This is a genomic window from Akkermansia sp. NBRC 115031, assembly GCF_030268505.1.
GTDB classification, from domain to species: domain Bacteria; phylum Verrucomicrobiota; class Verrucomicrobiia; order Verrucomicrobiales; family Akkermansiaceae; genus Akkermansia; species Akkermansia massiliensis.
Genome location: NZ_BSQU01000004.1, coordinates 202,089 through 224,854 on the forward strand (window position 1 = coordinate 202,089; position 22,766 = coordinate 224,854).

Consider the following 22,766-nt stretch of genomic DNA (forward strand, 5'->3'; position numbering starts at 1 on the left):
ATATTGCCGCTTTGCCCATGAATTCTCCATCCCCCCAGCCCCAGCCGCCGCCGGATTCCGTCTGGTACGGGTGGATTTTAAGGCTGTTCCATCATTGGAAGGTGGGGGAAAGGCAGGTCACTTACGTGTGGGCCGTGATCGTGGGGGTGGTGGGCGCCAGCATGTCCCTGTTTTTTGAGTGGACGGTGGAAGTGATTCAATGGCTGCTCACGGGCATCTGGTCGGATTCCCGCGTAGGCACCTTTTCCCAGGTGGAGCCTGAGTGGCGCATGTTTATTCCGGTGGTGGGCGGCCTGGCGGCCGGCTGCATCCTGCTGTTCCTGAAAAAAAGGATGCCGGGACAGGCCACGGAATACATGGAGGCCATGTCCATCGGAAACGGGCTGATCAAATTCCGGGCGTCCGCCCTGAAGGTGTTTTCCGCGGCATGGAGCATTGCTTCCGGAGCGGCCATCGGCAAGGAAGGGCCTATCATCCAGTCCTCCGCCTTGATCGCGTCCGCGGTGGGGCAGCGGCTGCACGTATCCATTCCGCGGCTCCGGCTGCTGGTCGGCTGCGGGGCGGCGGCCGGGTTCACCACGGCGTTCCATGCCCCCTTTGCCGGGTGCCTGTTCGTGAGTGAAATCATCATCGGCACCGTGAGCATGGATATTCTGGCGCCTCTGCTGATTGCCTCCTGCACCGGGTTCGCCATGCTGCACCTGCTGGGGGATCCCGCCCCGCTGTACAGTTCGCCGTTTGAAAGCTTTACCGTCTTTTCCCAGTCCCTGTGGTGCATTGCGCTGGGAGTGGCGGCCGCCGTGGCGGCCAGGGGATGGGTCAGCCTGCTGGATGTAGCTACCAGGTATTTGAACGGCCGCCAGTCCCTCCTGCCGCTGCGCCTGATGGCCGCCGGACTGGTTGTGGGGGTGCTGGCGGTTTTTTATCCGGAGGTGGTGGGCAACGGGCAGGCCCTGATTACCGGGCTGGTGGATGAAGATTACAGCACGCAGCAGGCGTTTATCCTGCTTCTGGTGAAGGTGTCCGCCGTGGCGATCGTGTTCGGCTGCGGTACGGTGGGCGGAGCCATGACGCCCACGCTGTACGTGGGAAGCATGGTCGGGTTTATTTTCAGTACGGTCCTGACGTCTCTGGGCATGGAGGGCAACCATACGGTGGCGTATGCGATGGTGGGGATGGCGGCCTTTTTTGCCGTGGCGGCCCAGGCTCCCCTGACCGCGCTGGTGATGGTGGTGGAGTTCTCCATGAGCGGGGAAATGATTTACCCGCTCCTGATCGGCGTGGTGAGCGCTTATGGAACGGGGCGGCTGATTCGCGCGCGGTCCATGTATGCCGCCAGCCTGTCCGGCAGTCCGGAATCCGTGGTCAACCTGCCCATGGCGCAGGTCCATGTGCATGACCTGGCTCGCCATGTGGTGCCCCAGGTGGCGCCGGACGCTTCCCTGGACGACGTTTCCTCCCTGATGCTGCGGAATCCCGGAGACCTGATTTTTGTGGTGAAAAAGGACGGGACCTATGAGGGTGCCATTTATCCGGATGACTTTCTGGCTGTCCGCCGGCAGATGGAGGAGAAGGGGAAGAGCCCTCCTCCCACCGCCGGGGAGCTGATCCGCGCGGGCGCCCCCGTGCTGGATGCCGGCACCCATCTGACGGATGCCCTGAAATTGTTTGAACAGACCCATCTGCCCGCCTTTCCCGTGGTCTGGAAAAATACCGGGCGGCTGGATGGCGTCCTGTACCGCAACGCGCTGTTCCAGGTCATCACGGAAATGATGAAAAGGGAGTCCGGCGGAGACGTGGGCATGTGAAACGGGAGGAAAGAGGCGCCATGCATTACAATTTTGTAAACTTCTTTTCTCCTTCGTTCATAACATCATCAAAGTTAAGTACTAGAACGTTATCTGCATTTCCCGCGGCAGCTTTTTCCCCGGCTGCATGACGGTGGAAGAAAAAGTAGTTGGTCTGCCAGGACCGTACGGTTAATATTCGCCCAGCCCCGGACTTCATGAATGAAATAAACAAGTCACCGGATTTGGAAATGGTCGTGCTGCAGGAAATCAGCTCCGCCATTGTCAATGAACGCAACGGCACGGCGCTGCTCCGGCATATTCTGGACGTGCTCTACCGCCGCATGAAGATGCTGCGCGGCACCTTCACCATCCGCCGCGGGAATGATCTGATGATAGAAGCGTCCCACGGTCTGGACGAGCAGGAGATGAAGCGCGGCCATTACCATGTGGGGGAGGGCATTACGGGCCATGTGGCGGAAACGGGGAGGCCCCATGTGATTGAGGACATTTCCCGGGATTCCAGGTTCCTGAACCGTACCCGTACCCGCAAGAGCGGGGAAAAGGTGGCGTTCATCTGCGTGCCCATCATTCATTTGCAGCAGGTGATCGGCACCTTGAGCATTGACCGCCCCGTGGACAGGGAAACGGACCTGGAACGGGACCAGAAGCTGCTGGAGATTGTGGGCAACATCGTGGGGGATGCGCTGGCGGCCAGCCTGCAGGCGCATGAGGAACGGGCGGCCCTGATGGCGGAGAACGAGAAACTGCGCCAGCTTTTAACAACCAATCCGGGCGAACTGATCGGCAACTGCCGCCCCATGCTCCAGGTGTATGAACAGATACGCCAGGTGGCCCCCAGCGACGCCACGGTACTGATCCGGGGCAGTTCCGGAACGGGGAAGGAGCTGGTAGCGCGCGCCGTAGTGAACCTGAGCGGCAGGAAGGATAAGCCGCTGGTGACGCTGAACTGTGCGGCCATGCCGGAAAACCTGCTGGAAAGCGAGCTGTTCGGCCATGAAAAGGGCTCCTTCACCGGAGCCACCAGCCGCCGCATCGGCCGGGCGGAGGCGGCGGACGGAGGTACCCTGTTTCTGGATGAAATCGGGGATTTGAGCCTCCAGATGCAGGTGAAGCTGCTGCGCTTTCTTCAGGAAAAGACTTTTTCCCGCGTGGGGAGCAACAGGGAGCTTCATTCCGACGTGCGCTTCATTGCCGCCACCAGCCGCAATCTGGAGGAATTGATGGCGGAAAACAAATTCCGGGAGGACTTGTACTACCGGCTGAACATTTTCCCCATCGTCATGCCGGACCTCTCCAAGCGCAAGGGGGACATCATGCTGCTGGCGGAACACTTTCTTTCCAAGTTCAACCTGAAATACGGGAAAGATATCAAGCGGCTGTCCACGCCAGCCATCAACATGCTCATGGCCTACCACTGGCCCGGCAACGTGCGGGAGCTGGAAAACTGCATGGAGCGTGCAGTCATCACGGCGCAGGACGACTGCATTTACGGCTACAACCTGCCCGCCTCCCTCCAAATGCCCAGCCATGACGCCCCGTCTTCCCGTGACGGAGAGGACCATGCAGACTTGCCGACGATGGTGGATTCCTTTGAACGGGAATTGATTGTGGCCGCACTGAAACGCTCTCCGGGCAACATGTCCGCAGCGGCGCGGGAACTGGGCATTTCCCCACGGGTGCTCCATTATAAAATGCACAGGCTGGGCCTGCAAAAATCATGAAAGGACTTCGTCAGCTTCTGTCCGCCGTTTCCCGGTCCTTTTATTTGAGCATGCGCTTCCTGCCCCGGGAGATGCGCCCCGGCGTGGCCGTGGGCTATCTGCTGGCGCGCGCTACGGATACGGTGGCGGATACCGTGGACATGGATTGCCGGGAACGCCTGGCGCTGCTGAGGATGATGGGCGCGACGGTAGCCGGGGACGCCTCCCGGGAGGCCGCCGCCTCCTGTTTTGGCCGTCTGGGCATTCTTTCCACCGTCCAGACGCACCGGGGGGAGGCGGAGCTGCTGGCCCGTTTCCCCGAATGCCTGGCGCTGCTGGAAGCCCTTTCCCCCCGTGAGCAGATGCTCGTGAGGCAGGTGCTGTCCACCATTGTGGAGGGGCAGGCGTGGGATTTGGAATATTTTGAAGCCCGTTCCTCGGTTTCATGTCCCGAACAACTGGAGCATTATACCTACATGGTGGCCGGCTGCGTGGGAGAATTCTGGTCCAGGCTGGGCCTGCTGGCGCTGGGATCAGGCTTCAGCACGCAGCCGGAGGACCAGCTTTTACGCTGGGGCAGGCACTACGGCATGGGGCTGCAATTGGTGAACATTCTGCGCGACCGGGAGGAAGACCTCTCCCGTGGAAGAAGCTATTTGCCTACTCCCGATGTTCAGCCGTGGCTGGACCGGGCGGAACGCTGGCTGAAGGAAGGCGTGTTTTATGCGGAATCCCTCCGGAACGGGCGGCTGCGTTTTTCCACCGTGCTGCCCGCATGGCTGGGGCTGGATACGCTGGAACTGCTCCAACGGCAGGAACAGCCGGGGACAGGAAAGGTAAAAATCACGCGCGGGAACGTTTATTCCCGCATGTGGAAGGCCTTTCTCTTTTCCTGGAAGGAAGCCCTGTAGCCTACGCGGCGGTTTTGCCGGGTTCCGGAGCGGGCGGAGTGACAGGGGAGGCTGTCGGGGCCGCATTTTCCGCTGGCTTGTCCGCAGGGGCATCCGCCTTCTTCTGGCCGTTCGCAGGTGTTTCCGCAGCATTGCCGCTGCCTTGTTTGGGTGCGGGGGGAGCGGGCGGCGGCTTGGGCGCCAGCAGGTCCTCCCACTGGTGGAGCTTGAAATCCTTTCCCATGCCGCCGATGTCATGGAGCAGCTCCTGGCATTTGGCTGTAAGCTTCTCGTAGTCGGGCGGTCCGGCTTCCGGATCCGCGGAACCGGGGAAGATCAGGTAGCTGACTACCAGGTCGGAAACGGGGCGGCTGTAAGGCCCCGACTTGGGGTTGATTTCACGGCTCAGGCGCAGGGAGCCTTCCCCCGTCTTGTAGCGCGGTCCGGCGTCTCCCACCAGGGCCGGGTACAACTTGTCCCCCACGATGACGACGGCGTAATCCCCGAACTGCGGGGAAAAGGGAGAGGATTGGTTGACCACTCCCAGCGGGACCACGATGAACGGATCGTATTCCGAGATCAGGAAACTGTAGCGCTTCAATTCTTCAATGACCCGTTCCGCGTGGTCTATCTTGCGGCGCAGGGCCGGTTTTTCCGCGGCGGAGGCTTTTTCCAGCGTCTTCTTGTAGGAAGCCAGCCTCTGCTGCCAGGGCTTGAGGAGGGGATTGGGCTTGTCCGTGCGCTTCTTCCAGCGGTAGGAAGTGCTGGGCTGGTAGAAGGAGCTTTTCAGGATTTTATCCGGCATGGTGGACAAGCGGTCCCCGTCCGAACCGTCGGAAACAACGTCCATTTCACTCTGTAGCCAGAGGAGTTTTCTGCCCGTATCCGGATAGGTGGTTTCCAGAATCGTCTCCGTATCGTAGTAATTATGGCGGTTCAGGAGCTTGAGCAGGGAGGCCAGGTTCTTGCGGATTTCCGTCTGCTTGCGGACGTAAATCTGCCCGTAATAGGGGGAGACCCGCGCATGCTTGAATAGGGTGGACAGGCCGGGAAGCATGGTTCCCAGCTTGGGGTTGATGTTCAGGATGTCCTCCTTCTTTGTCAGGGCCTTGGGCTGCTTGACGTTCAGGGTGAGGGTCATCTGGTAATTGCTTTTAGTCTCCCTGTCCCTGGAAGCCAGGGTGCCGGGCTGGAAATTGACCTGCGTTTTCAGGTTCAGGCCGCGTGCCAGTTCGTAGATATTCGTCATGGCTCCCTCCGCGGGCTTCGTGGGGAGGACGGGCGGGAAGGGGGGATACTGCACCGGAGGGAGAGCAATCGTGCGCTCCGGCGTCCAAGGCGTGGTCAGCCGTGAATCTTCAGGTTCCTTTCCGGGAACGGATGGAGTAAGGGGGGGCGCAGGCTCTTCCTGCCCTGGCTGTTCCGCAGGGATGGATTCATGCGGCGGATAGGCCCCGGAATCCGGGGGCGCCTGTTCAGGTTCCCCTTTCAGGGCCCGGATAATCTGGGCCGGATACGGTGTGAACAGGGAGGCCGCCATGGCTGCCAGGCAGATGCAGACTGCAAGCTTGAACCAGGTGAGGCGGGGTATTCCGCGGCGGTGTACTTTCATGATGCTGAAGAAGGTGAATCGTTGGGGGCAGGAAGGACTTTCCGGGGACGCCTTCCCATGAAAAAGCGGATCAGTCCCAGCGGGGCAATGCTCAGCAACAGGGCCGCCAGCCGTATCTTCATGCCGGGGAAGGCACGTGCGCGCCCGCGGGACAGGGCGCGGAGGCTGTCTTTCACGACGGTTTCAACGGACGTGTCAAAGGCGTTGCGGCCCGGCATCATGTTTCCGGTAAAGCCGGGGCGCCGGGCCGCTTTTCCGAAGCCCGTGGAAACCGGGCCGGGGCAGACGGCCAGCACGCGGATGCCGTGTTCGCGCAGTTCCAGCCGCAGCGCTTCCGACAGGCTGGAAACATAAGCCTTGGTAGCCGCATAAACGGCAAAATCCGGAATGGGCAGGAGGGCTCCCAGGGAGCTGAGGTTGATGATGTCCCCGCCGTTCCGTTTCATGGAGGGGATCAGCGCATGGCACAGGCGGGTGAGGCTTTCCACGTTCAGGCGCAGCAGGGCGCGGATTTTTTCCCAGCGGCCGTCCGCGAATTCTCCGTAATCCCCGGCTCCCGCATTATTGATCAGCAGGGTTCTGCCCGGAGGAAGGCTGTCCAGATGTGAAACGAGCGTGTCCAGGGAAGCTTCATCCGCCAGGTCGCAGGGAAAGACGGAGGCGCGCAGGCCGGGGTGGCGTTTTTCCAGCGCGGCGGCAAGCTGGCGCAGGACGTCCCCGTTCCGGGCAATCAGCACCAGTTCCGCCGCATGAGGGGCCAGCGTTCCGGCAAAGGCTTCCCCGAATCCGGACGATGCGCCCGTGATGATAATCCTGTCGTACTGGAGGCGTGGGGTTTGCATGGCGGGTGGGAGCGGTTCGTATCATGGTCAATCCGGTGGGGAACCGCAATGAAAAAGGGGGCTGGAGAACGCAAAAAAGGCGCACCTCCTTTCTTTCCAAAGAGAAAAGAGGGCTGCGCCAACCATGGCGCTTCCCCACCCGGCGAAAGCCTGCCTGCGCTCTCCCGGGAAAGAGGGACTCCCGGCCCTCATAGCCATGTCCGGTTAGTAAAAGAGAAAAATGAGCCTAGGTTCCGCTTTGAAAAGCTTTTCAGTACGAAGGCCGGAAAGCCACCTCCGCTCCCGGGGGGAAGGCTTTGTGAGCGAACCGGCTTTCATGGGAACATGGAACCGGTGGTTTTCATCTCCCTCCTTCGGGCAGACGGGGGCTCCATGCACCCCAACAAAAAACCGCCTGCCGGGTGAACGGGAGGCGGTTTGATGAAAAAGAAGATTATTCTTAGGCCTGGGGAGCTTCTTCCTGCACCTGCACCACGCGGAAAGGCACGCGGGAGGCCAGTTCGCCGTCAACCGTCAGGTCGATGGAGTAGTTGCCGGGCTTTTCAAAGCGCAGGCCCTGGAAGTTCATAATCAGGTTGCGGGTGAAGAAGGAGGCGCCTTCCGGGAAAGCGGGCACCGGGAAGTTGATCTTGATGGGCATGCGTTCCTTGTCCAGCGGCGTGCCGTCGGCGTCAACGATGCTCAGGCCCAGTTCGTGGGTGCCTTCGTCTTCAGGAGTGAGGCAGATGCGCAGGGCAACGGCGCAGACGGGGTGCACGACGGGGAACTGACGGGCGACCAGGGAGTCAAAACCGCCCTGGATGCAAAGCTTGCCCTGGTAGTCGGCGGCGAAGTCACAAAGAGTAGAAACTAAAATATCCATGTTGTGATAATGTTGATGTATTTGGCTCGCTTTCGCATGGAAAGCATGAACATTGGACAGAACTATACTTCCTCCAGACCTATTGCAAGATAAAGCTGTAGAAAATATTGTCATTTCTCCGTGAAATTCCGGTTGCGCTTGAGGTAGGCCGGGAATCCCTGTACTACTGGTTCCGGCAACGCGTTCCCTGGCATGATCCGATGGTTTTTTGACATACCCTCCAAGCTGATTCACTGGAGGCTGAATCTGGTCAGGACGCTGGGCGCCTACGTGCCGTGGCTGCGCCGGGACGACGGTTCCATGAAAGTGCATGCCGGCACGCTGGTGGACCTGTTTGCTACCATTCTGAGCGGGCGCCGCCACTTGAGCGCGCGCGACGCGGATGCCGCGCTGGACATTCTGCGCTACACCTTCCCGGAAGTGGAGCACCGCTGGCTTTCCAACCGTTTCGAGCGTTCCATGCGGGCCAATCTGACGGTGGCGGATGTGCTGGCTTCCGCCGCCTCCGGCAGGGACGAGACGGAGCGTATGGCGATTGCGCTGGAAGTGCTTTCCCTGCTCATCAACACGGGAGACCCCCGCATGACCGGGGAGCTGTTTGACCAGGTGACGTACGGCCTGGAACTGCCGGGTACGGCAAACCACTTGAGGCAGCTTCTGATGACGCCGGACGTGGAGGCCCAGGAGCCGGCGTACAGCGTCGGTTTTTCCTCCGGCATTGGTGCGGAGGTATCCCTGCCGGAACAGGACAAGGGCATTTCCTTCCGCCTGATCCGGTGTTCGCGCCTGGTGCTGGTGGTGAATGACGGCTCCAGGCCTATTGTGGTGCGCGGCCGCCACCTGCCGCCCGGCGGGGTAATGCCGCTGACCAACGGGCAGGTGGTGCTGCTGCCGTCAGGTCCGCTAAGCTTTGAAGACTTCGCGTTCTTCCTGGATTGCAAGCGTTCCGGCAAGCAGGAAGTATGCTATATTTCCCTGGACAACGGCGCCCTGCAAATCAGCCGGGTGCGTTCACGGGCCAGCGAGGTGCGCGTGAACATGGGGTTGGCGTGCAGGGTGGAGGTTCTGAGGCCGGAAGTGGAATTCGTGGTGGACGGGCGGCGCCTGTACCCCGGTGAGAACGTGCGCATGGCCTACTATTCCTCCTTCACGCTGGACGGGGAGGGGCCTTTTTCCATGGGGGAGGTGCAGAACTCCATGTCGGACATCGGACGCCGCTTCCGCCTGGACCCCGGGACCCGCAAGCTGCGCGTAACCAACCTGCCGGAAAAGGCGCGCAAGGGGGACATGCTGCTGACGCCGGGTCTGGCCGCCGGAGTGGTGCTGGAGGTTTCCTTTTCCAGCGCCACCAATTCCGGCTGGCTGGAAGTGGTGGAGGCTTCCATGCCCCTGCTGCTCAATGGCAGGCCCGTGCGGGGAAGGGTTTCCTTGCGCGACGGGGACGTGGTGCACCTGAACGCCTATCACGCCTTGCGCTGCCGTTTTTCCGCCGGGGTGCTGGATGAAGAATACCACGCCATCAGAACCCTCAGCGTGGAGGGCGTGACCAAGGAATTCATGCGTTCCGGCCGTGTGCTGGACAACATTGACCTGACCGTGAAGCGCGGAGAGATGGTCTGCATCCTGGGCCCCAGCGGATCCGGAAAAAGCACGCTGCTCTCCATGCTGGCCGGGCAGCTTCCGCCCACGCGCGGCTGCATCCGTTACAACAACCAGCTTCTGTACAGCGCTCCGGACCTGATCCGGCCCTACATCGCCTTCATTCCGCGGGAGGACATTCTGGATGCGGCCATGAGCGTTTCCGAGCACATCGCCCAGGCCACCATCATCCGCCGTCCGCGCCTGACCCGGTCGGAGCGCGTCAGGCGGGTGAACGCCATTCTGAAATTCCTGGGACTGACGCACATCGCCTCCCGCCGCGTGGGGGAGATGAATGCGCGCACCATTTCCGACGGAGAGCGCACGCGCCTGAACCTGGGGCTTGACCTGGCGGGCATTGCGGACGTCTTCCTGCTGGACGAGCCCATCAGCGGCCTTTCCACCTCCGACGCCAAGCTGGTCATGCAGACCATGCTGAACATGAGCCGTGACAAGATGGTGATCGCCACCATGCACCGGCCCAGCACGGCCATCCTGAACCAGTTCCAGAAGGTGCTGGTGCTGGACCATGGCGGCCAGATGGCCTACTGGGGGGACGTGCCGGGCATGATGCGCTATTTCCGGAAGGCGGCCGTGGATATGGCCATTGACGTTTCCGAGGAGGCGCGGACGGCCGGCGGCGCGGACTACGTGTTTGAAGTGCTGGAAGCCCCCCTTTCCTGGCATGACCGCCGCAGGCGGCAGCACCCCCGGCTGTGGCAGGAGCGCTTTGAAGGCTACCGGTTCCGCAACGTAATGGGGCACCACCATGAAGGAGGGGCGCCCAGAACGTTGTATGAAGGCACGCTGGAATTCCCGCCTGCCCCCCGGCGCAGCGTGATGCAGCTCTGGCGGCTTTTCCGCATCTGGGCCGTGCGCACCTTCCTGGGCCGCGTGCGGAGCCGCATGGGGCTGTACACCATGCTGCTGGAAGGGCCGGTGCTGGCCCTGCTGATTTCCCTGACCCTGCGCGCCTCTTCCAGCCCGGAATACACGTTTGCCACCGCCCTTCACATACCTTCCTATTTGTTCCTGGCTACCATCGTGGCCATGTTCTTCGGCCTGACCGGGGCGGCCAGCGAAGTGCTCAAGGACCGCGCCCTGCTCAAGCGGGAGAGCAACGCCAAGGTGTTCGTGACCGGTTACGTGCTCGCCAAGGCGCTGGTGCTGACGGGGCTTTCCGCCGTGCAGTCCGCCCTCTTCCTGTGGGTGGGGAACGCCATCCTGGAAATCCATGAAATGTTCCTGATCTACCTGGGGACGATGACCCTGACGGCCTTCATCGGCGTAAGCCTGTCCCTGCTGGTCTCCGTCTTTGCCAAAACGGAGCGCGCGGCTCTCAATATGGTGCCCCTGCTGCTGATTCCCCAGATACTGATGGCCGGGGCCATTGTCCACTTTGATGAAATGAACCAGTTCATCCCGTGGTCCGCCCACCGCACGGATGAACACGGGCGCCTCAAGCCGGGCCGCGTGCCGCTGGTGGCGGAATTCTGCCCCCTGCGCTACTCCTTTGAAACGATGGTGGTGGACCAAGCCTCCAAAAACGTATGGGAAAGGGAGCGTGAAACCATTCAGGAGAAAGTGGACGAGCTCAAGGAGCAGCCCCAATTGGACAACAGGGAATTTGAGGAATTCAAGCTGCTCAAGATGGCGCTCCTGCACATAGCCGCCATCGGGGCGGACGATCCGGAACAGGCCAAGGCCGCGGTCCGGCGGGTACGTAGGGCGGCGGTCAACGGCTATGAGAAAAACTACAGGCAGGTGATTGCGGAACTGGAACAGCAGGGGAAGGGCAAGCCCTCCGTTAAATCCTTTTACGTCAATGACCGCATTGTGATGCTGGATGAATCCGCGGAAATTCAGCGCGTCAGCCGTGATACGCTGGACCGCCCGGAAATTTTCCTGGCGCGCCGCCAGCCCCTGCCGTGGGGCAACACGGGGAAGGCTCCGGACGATCCCGGCTACAGCGCGGACGAAGGAACGGTGCCTACCCCCTGGAAGGACTCCCTGCTGCTGTTCCTGATGGGGGCGGCCCCCCTCTTCATCACGGGGCGCGTGCTCAAGCGGCGTTTGGAAAAGGTCAGGTAGGTTGATCATAAGATGATGCTGCTTATGCATGAACTCTGCTGGAAGATGCGGAGAGGGGTTGCCGTATTTCGCGTGTTTTGATGTGCTGGGGAAGATAAACCAGGCCGTCCGTTCTTTTCCCCAGGGGCTTTGAGTCCGCGGAACAGCATGAAGATGTAGATCAATGCAGTTATTTTGTTGACGTTCTCCCAAGAATCACTATCTTGAAAAAAACTCATTTTCCATTATGTTTGCCCGTGTATTTAACAAGTATTCTCTCTCCTTTTTGTCTCTGGCGGCAGCGTCTGCCGGGCTCCTGTCCTGCGGAGGCAGCGGCGATAGTGGAGAAGGAACCTGTCTTCCCTCAGGCAGCAGGCTGAATATGGTAGTGCCGATTACGGATCAGGTGAACCCGGATAACGCCTCCTCTCTCATCATCCAGCTGGATGGCAATGATACCGACCTTCCTCTGGCGAAGATTCAGGGAGCCGCTGCCGGTACTTCTATTCCCGCCACGACTCACATGGTGTACAGAAGAACGACTGCGGAAAAAGCTTCTCTGGTGGGCAACTTCGTGATTGCTCAGGGCCAGGTCACTTTGCCTGGTCCGATTGTAGTGATTTTCTACGGCTCCGTTCAGGTGAACATGGACATCACATTCAATACCTCTTCAAAGTATGAAACGGCCGAGGGTACGTGTACGGGCAACGTTTCGTTCGTGAGCGGCATTCAGGACGGAGAAGGAGCTATTGTTGCCGGGAACCCCTGGGCGGGAACGGATGGCACGGTGTTCTATTATCCTACCGGTAATTGAGTGGCCCATGAGTCACAGTTTTTATATTCAAAGTGCGGTCGTTCGTGAAGGATGGCCGCGCTTTTTTTTGCAGGAAATATGTTGAAAAATTGGGGAAAATTATGCCTGGTGACATTTTCATGCATGCTGGCGTCTTTTTTGCCGCATGGCTTCGGAACGGAGACTGTTCCGAACGTTCAAGAAGAAGTTCCGGAAACAGCCAGGGACTGCTACATCAATGTATTCAGGGCCAAGGTCGTCCCTGAGAGGATACGTTCTTTTAGCATGCCGGCGGACGGCATCGTCAGCAACTGGATTCCGGCGGACGGCCGCGTCCGGCGGGATACCATCATTGCTACGGTCAATGAGGATGAAATTGAGATGGAGCGGAGGGAGCTGGAGGTCAAGATTTTAAAAGACCGTATCGCCAAGGAGGAGGAACTGTCCGAATTGGAGAAACAATTGGAAGAAATGAAATTTTATTCTTCCCTGTCCAGGGAGGAAAGGCAGTATGCCAGCAAACAGCCGGAAGGCGGCCAACGGGCGGAAAAATCCTTGAAGGACAAGATTGAACTGACCAAAAAGGAATTAGCCATGGTGGGGGACAAGGCCAGATTGGACTTCAGCAAGAAAGAGGAAAAATACATCCTTAAAATGCCCTTTGACGGCAAGCTGCAGTACCAGTTTTCCTTCCCGCGGGACAACAGCGTATCCCTGTATCTGGATGCGGCGGCAGCCATTGCTACCGTTTGTGATGATTCCGCCTATTATATTACCATTTCCATAGCGGATCCTGATTTGACCAGGCTGCCGCCGGAATCATTATATCTGGCTGTTCCCATGAGTGACGGTTCCATGCTGCGGGGGAACTTTGCTTTCAAGCGTGTAGAGAAAAACACTTCCAGCGGGGGGGATTTACTGGCTTATTTTTTCCGCCTGTCTCCAAAGGATCATGACCGGGCTCACGCCATGCTGGGTTCCAATTGCACGGCCAGGCTCTATTATTCTCCTTCCGGAGAGGTGATTCGTCTCAATAAGGTTTTGCTGGCCTCTAGTCCGGAAGGAAGGAAATGTTCCTCCTGGCAGGAACTGCTTGAAAAAACGCATCCGGATATGGAGCTGATCGTAAATGGAGAAACGGAATTGATTGTACGGAAAAAATGAAATTGGCATGTGAATCCGTTTATTTCAGCTACTCGGGAAAGCAATGGATTTTTGAAAACTACAGTAGGCTTTTTTCATCTGGAATCACTATTTTAAAAGGGTATTCCGGATGCGGAAAAACCACGCTGCTGAAACTTTTGGCCGGTTATCTGAAACCCCAGCGCGGAAAGGTTCTTGCTCCCGGCCGGCGTTCTCTCACTGATGCTCTTTATCGCAGGAAGGAAGTAAGTTACATGTTTCAGGGGATCAATCTGCTGCCTCTGGCTACGGTGGAGAGGAATCTTCAATTGTGTGCGGAGATGGCCATGCTGCCTAAAAAACAGTGGACACAAAGAGTGGACGACCTCGTGGAGCGTTTGGGATTGGAATCCCTGCGTCACAAGAAGGCGGGCAGCCTGTCCGGCGGACAGGCCCAGCGTGCGGCTCTGGCCCGTACGCTGATGAAGGATTCAGATATTCTGCTGCTGGACGAACCTACTTCCGGTCTGGATGACAGCAATACGGAGATCATCAAGAAATTGATCAGGGAATACCCGTCCGATAAGATATGCATTTTAAGCACGCATGATTCCCGGCTCTTTGACCTGACTCATGAAATCATTGATTTTAATCAGCCTGTATCTCTTTAAGGATACTCTGCACCGGTGGAGGGAAAGGCCCGCCAGCCCGCTTTCCCGGGTATTGGTAGCGTTTTTCCTCTCCCTGTGCGCCCTTTCGTTTCTTGCGAATTATGTTCTTTCTGCAAAGATGCTGCATGATGAGATCAAAAGAAACGGGGCTGATCTGATTGTAGTCCTTGATACCGTGCGCGACGGTGAACCTTCCAAAAGGAATTTGCTTCAGCATGAATTGCCTTCCTTGTATGGCTGCGACGTCCTGGCGTTAAAAGATGCTCCCGCGGGATTCGCCCGTGTGGGAAAGGCGGTTTTCCCCATTCTGGAATACAATATGGAGTCCTGCTTTTATCTTGCTGATCTGGGGCTGGAGGAAGTGCCTGTCGTCCTTTTGTTTCACCCGGACAGGAGTTCCCTGCATCCGGGGCCGTGCAGAGTTGTCATCGGGGATTTTGACTTTTCATTGAATGCATCCCCGTTGCCGGAGAACCACCTTTTAGGGAAATTATATCCTTCAGGAGTGGTGCTGGCTCCGGAAGGGGCTTTTAATACCGGGCAGGAGGCCCCTATAAGCAATGACCGGTATGTAATCAGGGTTCATGAGATGACGGCGGACAATATCCAGAATATTGAGGAAACGCTTAATAATATGGTGCGCTATGACGGGAGCATGACGATGGTTCAGACTCATGTGAGCATGTTGAAGAGGTTGGAAGTGCTGATGAGCAACCAGATGGAATGCCGGACCGGTTTTTCTATCGGCATTGCGGTTATTGTAGGAATTCTTCTGATTGCCCTGGCGTCTATGGAATTCCGGCAGAACGAGTATGTCTATACATTGATGAAAAGTTTTGGGGTGCGTCCGGCTCTGCTGGTGCTGACATTTATTGTGGAGAACATATTCCTGATAGGAATTTCTTATGCCGGAGCTGTATGGGCCTTCATGAAGACTCAAAAGATTGTCCTGGGAGAATTTTTCAAGCTGGGCGATGCGGTGTTGACGTATGCGGACATACGGCAGGATTTGTGGCTTTTGGGAGTTTCACTTTTGATCTGTGTGTTGCTTTCTTCCGTGCCGGTTGCCTTCTCTGCCTATCGCCCTATTGGGAAAGTGTTGAAGTAAGCAGTGCGCATGCCCCGTGCCGGGGGGTAAATAATTGTTCCTCCTTCGTTTGAAAATGCGGTTTTTTGATACAAAAAGGCCTGCGGAGGAAGTCCGCAGGCCTTTAAAAGTCAGAGAATGAATTCTGGTTATTTATTGAATTTCGTCAGAGTACCGGGCCGGTCGGTAACGGCAGGATCGGCAAAATAGGGATCAGACAGGGCGCATGTAGCGGTTCCTGTGCCTTTGGTTACATTTTTAACGTCGGTCATGATCAAGTAGCAGGGGAAGGCCTCTTCACCGGCTCTGTTGGTGTACCAGTAAAAAGCTATTTCAGCGGCGGTGTCATCAGCGGGAACATAGCCTCTGACGTGCATGGACGCGACACTGGGCTCCGCGCTCTCTCCGGAATAGATGTTGGCGTTGTGTGTGGAAACAACGTCAAAGGCAACCGTATATACCTGGTTGTTTTCCAGGGAGATTTCTACATTGCGAGCTGTTCCGACAGGAATATAGATTTCTTCCGTTTTACTGGAGCCCCCGCAACCTGTGAGCACGGACGTGCACAAAAAGGAGGGGAGGAGCAGAGATGCCATGATGCAAAAACGAGTATTCATATAGATGGAGGATATTGAAATTATATGAGTAAGACGGAAAGGGATGATTAGTTGCTGTAAGTAATGGTAACGTCTGCACTGACGTCATTGAGAGTTTGCATTTCTTGTCCTGCGGGCTGGCGTGAAAGCGTTCCTCCTTCGCCGCCTACGGATGCATGGGTGGATTGGTCAAATTCCAGAGCAGGGAGGTCCATGGAATATGCCGTAGTATTGTTTTTCCCTGCAATCCAGCGCAGGTTCAGAGTAGCTGCATTATTGCCCGTCTTGTGGTAAATCACGGTTGGAGAGCCATTCCATTCTTCAATATTCTGTCCACGGGTTTGAAGACTGGACTGTCCGTTGGTGGCGGTGATCAGTTCAAAAATATTCGGGAAATCCGATGCCGTTATTCCCAGCCTGATAGATAATACGGTACCGTTGAGGGTATCGGGGGCATTGCCGCCGCTACTGCTGCTTCCGCCGCATTGCGTCAAAAAGAGAAGTCCAAGGGAACAGCAGGCCAGGGAGATTTTCTGGGAAAGAGGGAGCATAACAAATAACTGTAGATAATGTTTATTGAAGGAGATTGTAGTATTTCCTATGATCTGTCAAGGAAGGAAATTTGGAAAATGGAACCCCTTTCAGAAAGGGGATGGAAGAGGATTTCGGCTTGCCATTGCTGATCTTCCCCCTTCCTCCTTTTCCCGGTTCTGCTGTGTTGGTACTTGACTTTTCAGAGGCAGAAGTTATGAAACGGGCACCAGTATGCTCCTTTTCTCCTCGGTTTGCAGCTTTTTCTGGAGTCCATTCAGGGTGGCTCGGTGGAGGACTCTGTTGGGTTTCTGTATTTGCGCCGTTGCATGTACTTCCTGTTCCGTGGATAAGCACATGGAAAGAAAAACGGTGGAGCTGATGGATAAAATGGCTGCCATCCCCAACTGGGACGAACTGCCCCGGAGGGAAATCTCATGGGATACGGCAATGGCCGTCATGATGGAGGGAAATTTGGATTTGAAGCGCTCGGAGCAGGCTCTCAGGGCTACGGAACGTTCTGTTATCAGCGTGTATACCCAGGTCATTCCGGGCGTGAACCTGGATTGGATGCTGACAAAAGAGCTGAGCGAGCTGACCCGTGTAACAGCGCAGGATGTAGAGTATAATACCAATATTCTGTTTAATATGCCGTCCCTGACGCAGATACCTTTTGATTATTATTCGGCCAAATCCGCCGTTTATACGGCCCGGAAAACCTTGGAGATGAAAAAAAGGGAGCTGGTGTCCAGGCTGTACCGGCAGGTACTTTCCTATCAGAATGCATGTATCAGCCATAAGAACCGGCTGGATGCCGTGCCCTATGACGATGATGGAGTTCAGAAGAAATTGATCCAGGATGACTGGGAGAAGAGAGTGAGTGAAATTTCCCAGGGATTTGCTGTCCTCATGGGGAATATGGATGCCCAGTGGCTCGTCAGGCCTGAAACGATGCCCAGGGTGGACTGGAGGAAATACAAGAGTGCTTCCCGCCATTTGGATTTGCTGGTGGTGACCATGGTAGCCATGGAATTGGAAGCTTCCAGGTTGCAGGTTTTAAATGCCAAGATGAAGTTTTTCCCGTCCGTGGATATTAATTTTTACAGCCCTACCTTGTTTTCCAGTACGGGCGGCACTTACCAGGGGTTCTTTGCAGGCGCCGGAGACATGCAGGTGAATATGAGCTTGCGTGAAGAATTGGACACCCGGCTGACCTCCTGGTTCCAATACAAGACGGCCAAGGAAAATCATGATCTGATGCAGAAAAAGGTTGTGATGGATTTGCAGCAGAGGCGCATCAAGGTGGCCGCGCTGATGGAGAGCAGGAAAAGGTTTGAAATCTGGAAGAAAGTCATTTTGAAGGAAATTGAGTTTAAAAAGTCCAGGATGGCTTTATCAGGCAAGGAATATCTGGCGCAAAGGAAGGATATTAAAACCATGCATGAGAATCTGGATGCGGAAGCCGCCAAGAATGCGGAAGTGGAAGCGGCGCTCATCATGGAGTACGGCTGGCTGAAATAAGGGGAAGGCGGAGCGGCCCTGTGTGACTGCGGTGCCTTCCTTTCTTGATGCCTTCAAAGGCTTGTGTTACGGTCCGGACATGCAAAAAGTTCGGCAGCCCGTAGGCATGGCGTTGATGATTCTGGCTTTTCCGGCCGCCATTTACGGGGCGTTCCCGTGGGGAATCGCCCTGGGGGCCTTTTTGTTCCTGCTGGGGGTGGGCGTGGCGGTCAGCCGTTTTTCCGCCATTGTCTGGTCATGGTGCCTGTTTTCCCTGGGGATTTATCTGGCCGCGCCTTTTATCTGGATGTGGAATCCGGACTATTTTTTCAGCCGCCCGTTTGACGTTCTGTTCGTGAGCGGCTGTTTGGTGGGCAGTCTGGTTCTGCTGACGATCCGGTTTGCGGTAGTTCCCGTGCTGTGGCCTAAAATCTTCCGCCATTTTGTAGAGGGAAGCCCCACGCTGGAGGACTTGGCTCCGGAGAAGGGAAGGACGGTGGCGGAACTGCGGAACGGCATTAAACGCAGGCAGGTGAATTTCCTGTTCGGGCATGCGGATGAGGAACTGGTGGAGAAATGGGGGAAAATAGCCCAGGGCATCGCGGCGCTTTCCAGGAGCCGTAAACGGCTGGCGGCTTGGGTAGTAGGTATTCTTCTGGTCTGGCCCGCAGCCGTGTTTTTCCTTTCCGGAGGCATGGGCGGCGCGCTGGACCGTGACATTGACCGCATGTGGGAAACCCGTCCGTTCCGCAACAGCATGGTAGTTTCCACCCCTGCGGCCATGAATGCGGCGCGGCGCGTTTTCAAGGATGCCCGCGCCCTGCGGGGAATGACGATGGAACAGGCGCGCACGTGGCTGAAAACGGACCGCAGGAATGCCGCCTTCAAGCTGGGCAAGCCCCGCTACGATTTTGAAAAGGATGAAACCGTGCTGGTGCTTTCGGACGGGCGGGATTCCATTCGCCTGGTGGCGGTCTTCAATGACGCCGGGCAGATTACCCATTCCTGGCCGGAAGAATACATGACCCTGATGGTCAGGGATTTGGAGAAAAACTAAATGCCGGAGACAAAGGTTTGAATAGGGCCTTTGAGCTTTGGTGTTTGGCCCTTGCGGAACCCCTGCGGATTTCCGCTACAGCGTGCGTTTTTGCGGAGGCGTCAGGTTCAGCCTGCCTTCACTGATGTGGATGCCCATGCCGCTTTCCTCAATCATGTGGATGAGCGGCAGATAGGCCTGGAGCAGGTTTTCAAATGCGGGAAGGAGAAAGATCATGTAGCCCTGGGGGACGGAAAGGCTGCCGATGGTGCCGCCCACGTGGATACCCCCCGGCAGAGTCTCGTCATTGTAGAATTCAAAGCGGGTCTGCACCGCCATGTAGTTGTGCGGGTCCATGGACTGGAAGGGCGTCAGGAACAGGGAAATCGTCTGGCGGGAGTCGATGCCCGTATAGCGTTCAATGATGATTTCCATGCAGCCTTCCCCGATGGCGCCGTCCGGCTGTTCCTTGCCGCCGTGCAACCGGATGCCTACCGCCGGATTGGTGGCGAAGATGGCCAGGGCTCCGTGCTGCTGCGGATGGACGGAGGAGGCCAGGTAGCGGTTGATGTCTTCTTCCGAGAAGGAAACGGAGGCGTCCCTGTTGATGGCCTGTTTCAGGATTTTGGGGATGTCCGGAGCGTTTTCCTTTTGGCGGAAGCCGGGCAGGTCAGCCGTGTTCTGCGGGCTCCAGGAGGAATAAATCAGCCAGGAAATAGCCGCCAGAATGGCTATGGTGAACAGGAAGATGAGGTTGCCGATCAGGGAGAAGGGCGTTTTTTCACGGACGGGTTTCTCCTGGCCGGCCTGTTCCTCCGGATCGTAGAAATGTTCCACGATGTTTTCATGTTCCGGCAGGTCGTGCAGGGATTCCCTGCCGGCGGAGCCGTTCCGGGTGGCGCCTTCGTTGTCGGAGTTGGGGGACATGGTGCGGAGGGGTTACGGGAGTCTGGGGAATTTGGAGAAGTCGGGTGCGCGTTTTTCGACGAAGGCGTTTTTGCCTTCCTTCGCTTCCTCGCTCATGTAGTAGAGCAGGGTGGCGTTTCCGGCCAGGTCCAGCAGGCCCATCTGTCCGTCGCAGTCAGCGTTCAGGGAGGCTTTCAGGCAGCGGAGGGCCAGGGGGCTGTGCCGGAGCATCTGGCGGCACCAGGAGAGCGTTTCCTCTTCCAGCTTTTCCAGAGGCACCACGGTATTGACCAGTCCCATGTCCAGCGCTTCCCGCGCGTCGTACTGCCTGCACAGGTACCAGATTTCCCGAGCCTTTTTCTGGCCCACGATGCGCGCCAGGTAGGAGGAGCCGAGACCGCCGTCAAAGGAGCCGACCTTGGGTCCCGTCTGGCCGAATTTGGCGTTGTCCGCGGCGATGGTGAGGTCGCAGACGACATGGAGGACGTGCCCACCGCCGATGGCGTAGCCGGCCACCATGGCGACGACGGGCTTGGGCATGGTGCGGATGGTGCGCTGCACATCCAGAATATTCAGGCGCGGCACGCCGTCTTCACCGATGTAGCCGGCATTTCCGCGCACTTTCTGGTCGCCGCCGGAGCAGAAGGCGTCAGGGCCTTCCCCGGTCAGGATGACCACGCCCACCTTGGGGTCTTCATGCGCGGCGTTGAGGGCGTTGAGCATTTCATGCACGGTCTGGGGACGGAACGCGTTGCGGACTTGGGGGCGGTTGATCGTGATTTTCGCGATGCTGCCGTCGTCCGTTGTTTCATACTTGATATCCGTATATTCCCTGGCGGTGGTCCATTGTGCGCTCATGCGGACTACTTTAATAAGGCGTCCGTCAATGGGAAGCTTAAAATGCGCCGCCTTCCGGGTGTATGCGGACTTGGGCGGGGGGAAAGGCGGCGGAGCGAGGGAGCAGGCGTTTTTTCTGCGTTTTCCGGGAGGCAGGCTCTGGAAAAGCGTGGACGGAGCCGGGCGGCAATCTTTTTCCTTCATCCCGGTTTTCCGCTGCTTTTCCGGAAGGCTTCCCGGTGACGGAAGCTGGCGGCATTTGTAATTTACGGCATGCGCTTCTGTGCTACATTGGGAACGGTATGATACATGACCTACTGGTGCGCGGCGTGACGGTGTTTCCCGGGAGCGAACATTTTGAGTTTGTCCCCGGAATCAATGTGGTGGTGGGCGGCAATGATTCCGGCAAGAGCCATCTGCTGAAATTGTGCTATACCGTAGCCAAGTGGAGCGCGGACGGGGGCAGGAAGTCCCTGCCGGAGAAATGGGCGGAGGAACAGCGGCTCCGGAAGGACCTGATGCGGGTGTTTGCGTCCCGCGGACTGGCCGGGCTGACGGCACGGAACCGCGGGAACGCCCATGCCCATGTGGAGGCCTCCATGGAGGGGGACGGGGTGCCGGAAGGCATGGGGAACCTGGTGTTTGATTTTCAGGCGGGGCATGAGGAGGAGGGGCTGAGCATTCAGGAGATGCCCAAACGCTTCCTGAACGTGCCGGTGGTGTTCCTGGCGGCGCGGGAGGTTCTGACCATTTACCCGAGCTTTGTACAGGTGGGGAGCAGGTTCCCCGAGTTCCTGGACGGGGGGAGCTGGGACCTCTGCCGTTACCTGGACGTGGATGCGGCAGCGGAACCTATCAGCACGGACGCCGGGCGCGTGGTCGCCAGGCTGGAGAAGATCATCGGCGGGGAGGTGGTGAAGCGCGACGGACGGTTCTTTTTGCAGCGTCCCGGACAGCAGCCGATCGAGATGAGCCTGGTGGCGGAGGGCTTCAAAAGGCTGGGCACGCTGAGCTACCTGATCCGGAACGGTTCCGTGAAAAGAGGGTCCGTGCTGTTCTGGGATGAGCCGGAAATGAACCTGAACGCCTCCCATCTGCCCGTGCTGGTGAAAACCCTGACGGGGCTTGCCAAGACGGGGGTGCAGGTGATTCTGTCCTCCCACAGCCTGTTCCTGCTGCGGGAGCTGATGATTCAGCTTTCCGAACCCCGCAATGCCATGGTGCAGAGGAAGTTTTTCGGGATGAGCGTGCCGCGGGGAGACCGCTCCGGGGTAAAGGTGACCTGGGGGGAATCCCTGGAGGATGTGGGGCCTATCGAATCTCTTGAAGCGGAAATCGAGCAGGCGGACAGGTATTTGAAGCTGAGCTATGAGTCATAAGCCGTCAGAAGCTCATTACGTGGAGGGAGTCCACCGTTTCTGGATCGATGAAGGCTACGTCGTGTGCCGCATTGAATGCTCGGACTATTATGCCCGGCAGGCGCAGAATTTCTGCGGAGGGTGCAAGGAGATGGACTTCCTGCTGTATCATCCGGAACGCCGGGATTTATGGCTGGTGGAGGTGAAGGACTACCGTTTTGACGCCCGTCCCAAGGTGGGGGAACTGGTCTGCGCCCTGAGCCGCAAGGTTCGGGATACGATGTTTCTTCTCCGGGCCGCTTCCGTGGCCGCCCCGCATGAAGAGCCGGCGGAGGGCATTTCCCTGAGGGATTTTTCCATTCTGGCCTCGGAGGCGGAAACGCTTCACCTGGCTTTTCTGCTGGAAATGGGCATGGGCGGCGTCTGGACGGACGGCGGCCTGCTGGCAAACGTCAAGAACCTGCTGGTGGGCTCCATGCGGTTTCTGGATGCGGAGCTGATCTGCGCGCCCATCACGTATCCCCACCGTATCGGCCCGTGGCGCGTGACCTCCGCCCACGGGGAGGTGAGCAAGCGGGTGGAAATCCGGCGCGCCAGGAAACTGGCGGAAATTCAGGAACAGCGGCGGCGGGAACGGCTGGAGGCGCAGGAGGAGATCGCCTGGCAGGAAAAGAGCCGGAAGGGGAGCGGCTTTCATCCGGCGGAAACGGCGGAAAAGATGCCCCAGTGGAAGCGCCGCCTCCAGCAGCGCATGAACGGGGAAAGCGCGAATCACGAGGGACGACGCAGAAAAAGGAAACGGGACTGAATCCCGCGCTGTCTATTGCCTCATTGCCGGAAGGCGCTTCCGGGCCCGGAACGGTCCGGTTCCATCCTGCGCCGGCTGTATGGCATGTCTCGGAAA

At 57.9% G+C, this 22,766-nt stretch carries 19 protein-coding genes; 12 read left to right on the top strand and 7 right to left on the bottom strand.

The window, feature by feature from the left end:
* Window positions 1–17: 17 nt before the first annotated feature.
* The 3 genes from QSJ36_RS07130 (at window position 18) to QSJ36_RS07140 (ending at window position 4,422) form a co-directional block, all read left to right on the top strand.
* Window positions 18–1,808, top strand: coding sequence for a chloride channel protein (locus QSJ36_RS07130; RefSeq protein ID WP_180971086.1), 1,791 nt, complete (start codon window positions 18–20; stop codon window positions 1,806–1,808).
* 197 nt (window positions 1,809–2,005) lie between these two features.
* Window positions 2,006–3,532: a sigma 54-interacting transcriptional regulator gene (locus tag QSJ36_RS07135; protein ID WP_102721960.1), complete on the top strand. Its 1,527-nt coding sequence runs from the start codon at window positions 2,006–2,008 to the stop codon at window positions 3,530–3,532.
* A complete protein-coding gene (locus QSJ36_RS07140; RefSeq protein WP_285467921.1) occupies window positions 3,529–4,422 on the top strand; it encodes a squalene/phytoene synthase family protein in 894 nt (297 codons plus the stop codon). Before QSJ36_RS07135 ends, QSJ36_RS07140 begins: the two co-directional genes overlap by 4 nt.
* Window position 4,423: 1 nt before the next feature.
* Here QSJ36_RS07140 and QSJ36_RS07145 read toward each other — a convergent pair whose 3' ends face one another.
* From QSJ36_RS07145 to QSJ36_RS07155, 3 genes are all read right to left on the bottom strand, one after another.
* Window positions 4,424–6,013 carry a glycoside hydrolase family 75 protein gene (locus tag QSJ36_RS07145; RefSeq protein ID WP_285467923.1) on the bottom strand — a complete coding sequence of 530 codons (1,590 nt, stop codon included), beginning with the start codon at window positions 6,011–6,013 and terminating at the stop codon, window positions 4,424–4,426.
* Complete coding sequence (locus QSJ36_RS07150) at window positions 6,010–6,855, bottom strand: SDR family oxidoreductase (protein WP_285467924.1); 846 nt, start codon at window positions 6,853–6,855, stop codon at window positions 6,010–6,012. The genes QSJ36_RS07145 and QSJ36_RS07150 overlap by 4 nt, the downstream gene beginning before the upstream one ends.
* A gap of 439 nt (window positions 6,856–7,294) precedes the next feature.
* The gene (locus tag QSJ36_RS07155) at window positions 7,295–7,717 is read right to left on the bottom strand and encodes a hypothetical protein (RefSeq protein WP_022397736.1); all 423 of its coding nucleotides are present in this window, start codon (window positions 7,715–7,717) and stop codon (window positions 7,295–7,297) included.
* 192 nt (window positions 7,718–7,909) lie between these two features.
* On the opposite strand from QSJ36_RS07155, the gene QSJ36_RS07160 reads away from it, so the two are divergent.
* From QSJ36_RS07160 to QSJ36_RS07180, 5 genes are all read left to right on the top strand, one after another.
* Window positions 7,910–11,446, top strand: coding sequence for an ATP-binding cassette domain-containing protein (locus tag QSJ36_RS07160; RefSeq protein WP_022397737.1), 3,537 nt, complete (start codon window positions 7,910–7,912; stop codon window positions 11,444–11,446).
* 226 nt (window positions 11,447–11,672) lie between these two features.
* Window positions 11,673–12,239, top strand: coding sequence for a hypothetical protein (locus tag QSJ36_RS07165; RefSeq protein ID WP_253232237.1), 567 nt, complete (start codon window positions 11,673–11,675; stop codon window positions 12,237–12,239).
* 264 nt (window positions 12,240–12,503) lie between these two features.
* Window positions 12,504–13,382 (top strand): hypothetical protein, encoded by an 879-nt coding sequence (locus QSJ36_RS07170; RefSeq protein WP_146019189.1) that lies wholly within the window; start codon window positions 12,504–12,506, stop codon window positions 13,380–13,382.
* Window positions 13,379–14,011: an ABC transporter ATP-binding protein gene (locus QSJ36_RS07175; protein ID WP_022397740.1), complete on the top strand. Its 633-nt coding sequence runs from the start codon at window positions 13,379–13,381 to the stop codon at window positions 14,009–14,011. The genes QSJ36_RS07170 and QSJ36_RS07175 overlap by 4 nt, the downstream gene beginning before the upstream one ends.
* Window positions 13,974–15,119, top strand: coding sequence for an FtsX-like permease family protein (locus QSJ36_RS07180; RefSeq protein WP_022397741.1), 1,146 nt, complete (start codon window positions 13,974–13,976; stop codon window positions 15,117–15,119). Before QSJ36_RS07175 ends, QSJ36_RS07180 begins: the two co-directional genes overlap by 38 nt.
* A gap of 128 nt (window positions 15,120–15,247) precedes the next feature.
* On the opposite strand, the gene QSJ36_RS07185 is transcribed toward QSJ36_RS07180, so the two are convergent.
* Together QSJ36_RS07185 and QSJ36_RS07190 are read right to left on the bottom strand one after the other, a co-directional pair.
* Window positions 15,248–15,694, bottom strand: coding sequence for a hypothetical protein (locus tag QSJ36_RS07185; RefSeq protein WP_022397742.1), 447 nt, complete (start codon window positions 15,692–15,694; stop codon window positions 15,248–15,250).
* Between the two features lie 68 nt (window positions 15,695–15,762).
* On the bottom strand, window positions 15,763–16,245 hold the full coding sequence (locus QSJ36_RS07190) for a hypothetical protein (protein ID WP_285467929.1): 483 nt from the start codon (window positions 16,243–16,245) through the stop codon (window positions 15,763–15,765).
* A gap of 337 nt (window positions 16,246–16,582) precedes the next feature.
* On the opposite strand from QSJ36_RS07190, the gene QSJ36_RS07195 reads away from it, so the two are divergent.
* Window positions 16,583–17,746, top strand: a complete 1,164-nt coding sequence (locus QSJ36_RS07195) for a hypothetical protein (RefSeq protein ID WP_102730104.1) — start codon at window positions 16,583–16,585, stop codon at window positions 17,744–17,746.
* A gap of 79 nt (window positions 17,747–17,825) precedes the next feature.
* Window positions 17,826–18,782, top strand: a complete 957-nt coding sequence (locus QSJ36_RS07200; protein ID WP_285467932.1) for a hypothetical protein — start codon at window positions 17,826–17,828, stop codon at window positions 18,780–18,782.
* A gap of 75 nt (window positions 18,783–18,857) precedes the next feature.
* Here QSJ36_RS07200 and QSJ36_RS07205 read toward each other — a convergent pair whose 3' ends face one another.
* Both QSJ36_RS07205 and menB read right to left on the bottom strand, forming a co-directional pair.
* Window positions 18,858–19,688 carry a hypothetical protein gene (locus tag QSJ36_RS07205; protein ID WP_022397746.1) on the bottom strand — a complete coding sequence of 277 codons (831 nt, stop codon included), beginning with the start codon at window positions 19,686–19,688 and terminating at the stop codon, window positions 18,858–18,860.
* Window positions 19,689–19,700: 12 nt separating this feature from the next.
* Window positions 19,701–20,525 carry a 1,4-dihydroxy-2-naphthoyl-CoA synthase gene (menB, locus tag QSJ36_RS07210; protein ID WP_022397747.1) on the bottom strand — a complete coding sequence of 275 codons (825 nt, stop codon included), beginning with the start codon at window positions 20,523–20,525 and terminating at the stop codon, window positions 19,701–19,703.
* A gap of 281 nt (window positions 20,526–20,806) precedes the next feature.
* Here menB and QSJ36_RS07215 point away from each other — a divergent pair, with 281 nt between their 5' ends.
* Both QSJ36_RS07215 and QSJ36_RS07220 read left to right on the top strand, forming a co-directional pair.
* Window positions 20,807–21,883 (top strand): AAA family ATPase, encoded by a 1,077-nt coding sequence (locus QSJ36_RS07215; RefSeq protein WP_146019188.1) that lies wholly within the window; start codon window positions 20,807–20,809, stop codon window positions 21,881–21,883.
* Window positions 21,873–22,670, top strand: a complete 798-nt coding sequence (locus tag QSJ36_RS07220; RefSeq protein ID WP_022397749.1) for a hypothetical protein — start codon at window positions 21,873–21,875, stop codon at window positions 22,668–22,670. The genes QSJ36_RS07215 and QSJ36_RS07220 overlap by 11 nt, the downstream gene beginning before the upstream one ends.
* Window positions 22,671–22,766: the final 96 nt, after the last annotated feature.

Coding starts and splice junctions, on each gene's coding strand:
- QSJ36_RS07140 (WP_285467921.1), top strand. CDS start 3,529: ATGAAAGGACTTCGTCAGCTTCTGTCCGCCGTTTCCCGGTCCTTTTAT.
- QSJ36_RS07220 (WP_022397749.1), top strand. CDS start 21,873: ATGAGTCATAAGCCGTCAGAAGCTCATTACGTGGAGGGAGTCCACCGT.
- QSJ36_RS07195 (WP_102730104.1), top strand. CDS start 16,583: ATGGAAAGAAAAACGGTGGAGCTGATGGATAAAATGGCTGCCATCCCC.
- QSJ36_RS07130 (WP_180971086.1), top strand. CDS start 18: ATGAATTCTCCATCCCCCCAGCCCCAGCCGCCGCCGGATTCCGTCTGG.
- QSJ36_RS07160 (WP_022397737.1), top strand. CDS start 7,910: ATGATCCGATGGTTTTTTGACATACCCTCCAAGCTGATTCACTGGAGG.
- QSJ36_RS07170 (WP_146019189.1), top strand. CDS start 12,504: ATGCCGGCGGACGGCATCGTCAGCAACTGGATTCCGGCGGACGGCCGC.
- QSJ36_RS07155 (WP_022397736.1), bottom strand. CDS start 7,717: ATGGATATTTTAGTTTCTACTCTTTGTGACTTCGCCGCCGACTACCAG.
- QSJ36_RS07180 (WP_022397741.1), top strand. CDS start 13,974: ATGAAATCATTGATTTTAATCAGCCTGTATCTCTTTAAGGATACTCTG.
- QSJ36_RS07205 (WP_022397746.1), bottom strand. CDS start 19,688: ATGTCCCCCAACTCCGACAACGAAGGCGCCACCCGGAACGGCTCCGCC.
- QSJ36_RS07190 (WP_285467929.1), bottom strand. CDS start 16,245: ATGCTCCCTCTTTCCCAGAAAATCTCCCTGGCCTGCTGTTCCCTTGGA.
- QSJ36_RS07215 (WP_146019188.1), top strand. CDS start 20,807: ATGATACATGACCTACTGGTGCGCGGCGTGACGGTGTTTCCCGGGAGC.
- QSJ36_RS07150 (WP_285467924.1), bottom strand. CDS start 6,855: ATGCAAACCCCACGCCTCCAGTACGACAGGATTATCATCACGGGCGCA.
- QSJ36_RS07145 (WP_285467923.1), bottom strand. CDS start 6,013: ATGAAAGTACACCGCCGCGGAATACCCCGCCTCACCTGGTTCAAGCTT.
- QSJ36_RS07165 (WP_253232237.1), top strand. CDS start 11,673: ATGTTTGCCCGTGTATTTAACAAGTATTCTCTCTCCTTTTTGTCTCTG.
- QSJ36_RS07175 (WP_022397740.1), top strand. CDS start 13,379: ATGAAATTGGCATGTGAATCCGTTTATTTCAGCTACTCGGGAAAGCAA.
- QSJ36_RS07200 (WP_285467932.1), top strand. CDS start 17,826: ATGCAAAAAGTTCGGCAGCCCGTAGGCATGGCGTTGATGATTCTGGCT.
- QSJ36_RS07135 (WP_102721960.1), top strand. CDS start 2,006: ATGAATGAAATAAACAAGTCACCGGATTTGGAAATGGTCGTGCTGCAG.
- menB (WP_022397747.1), bottom strand. CDS start 20,525: ATGAGCGCACAATGGACCACCGCCAGGGAATATACGGATATCAAGTAT.
- QSJ36_RS07185 (WP_022397742.1), bottom strand. CDS start 15,694: ATGGCATCTCTGCTCCTCCCCTCCTTTTTGTGCACGTCCGTGCTCACA.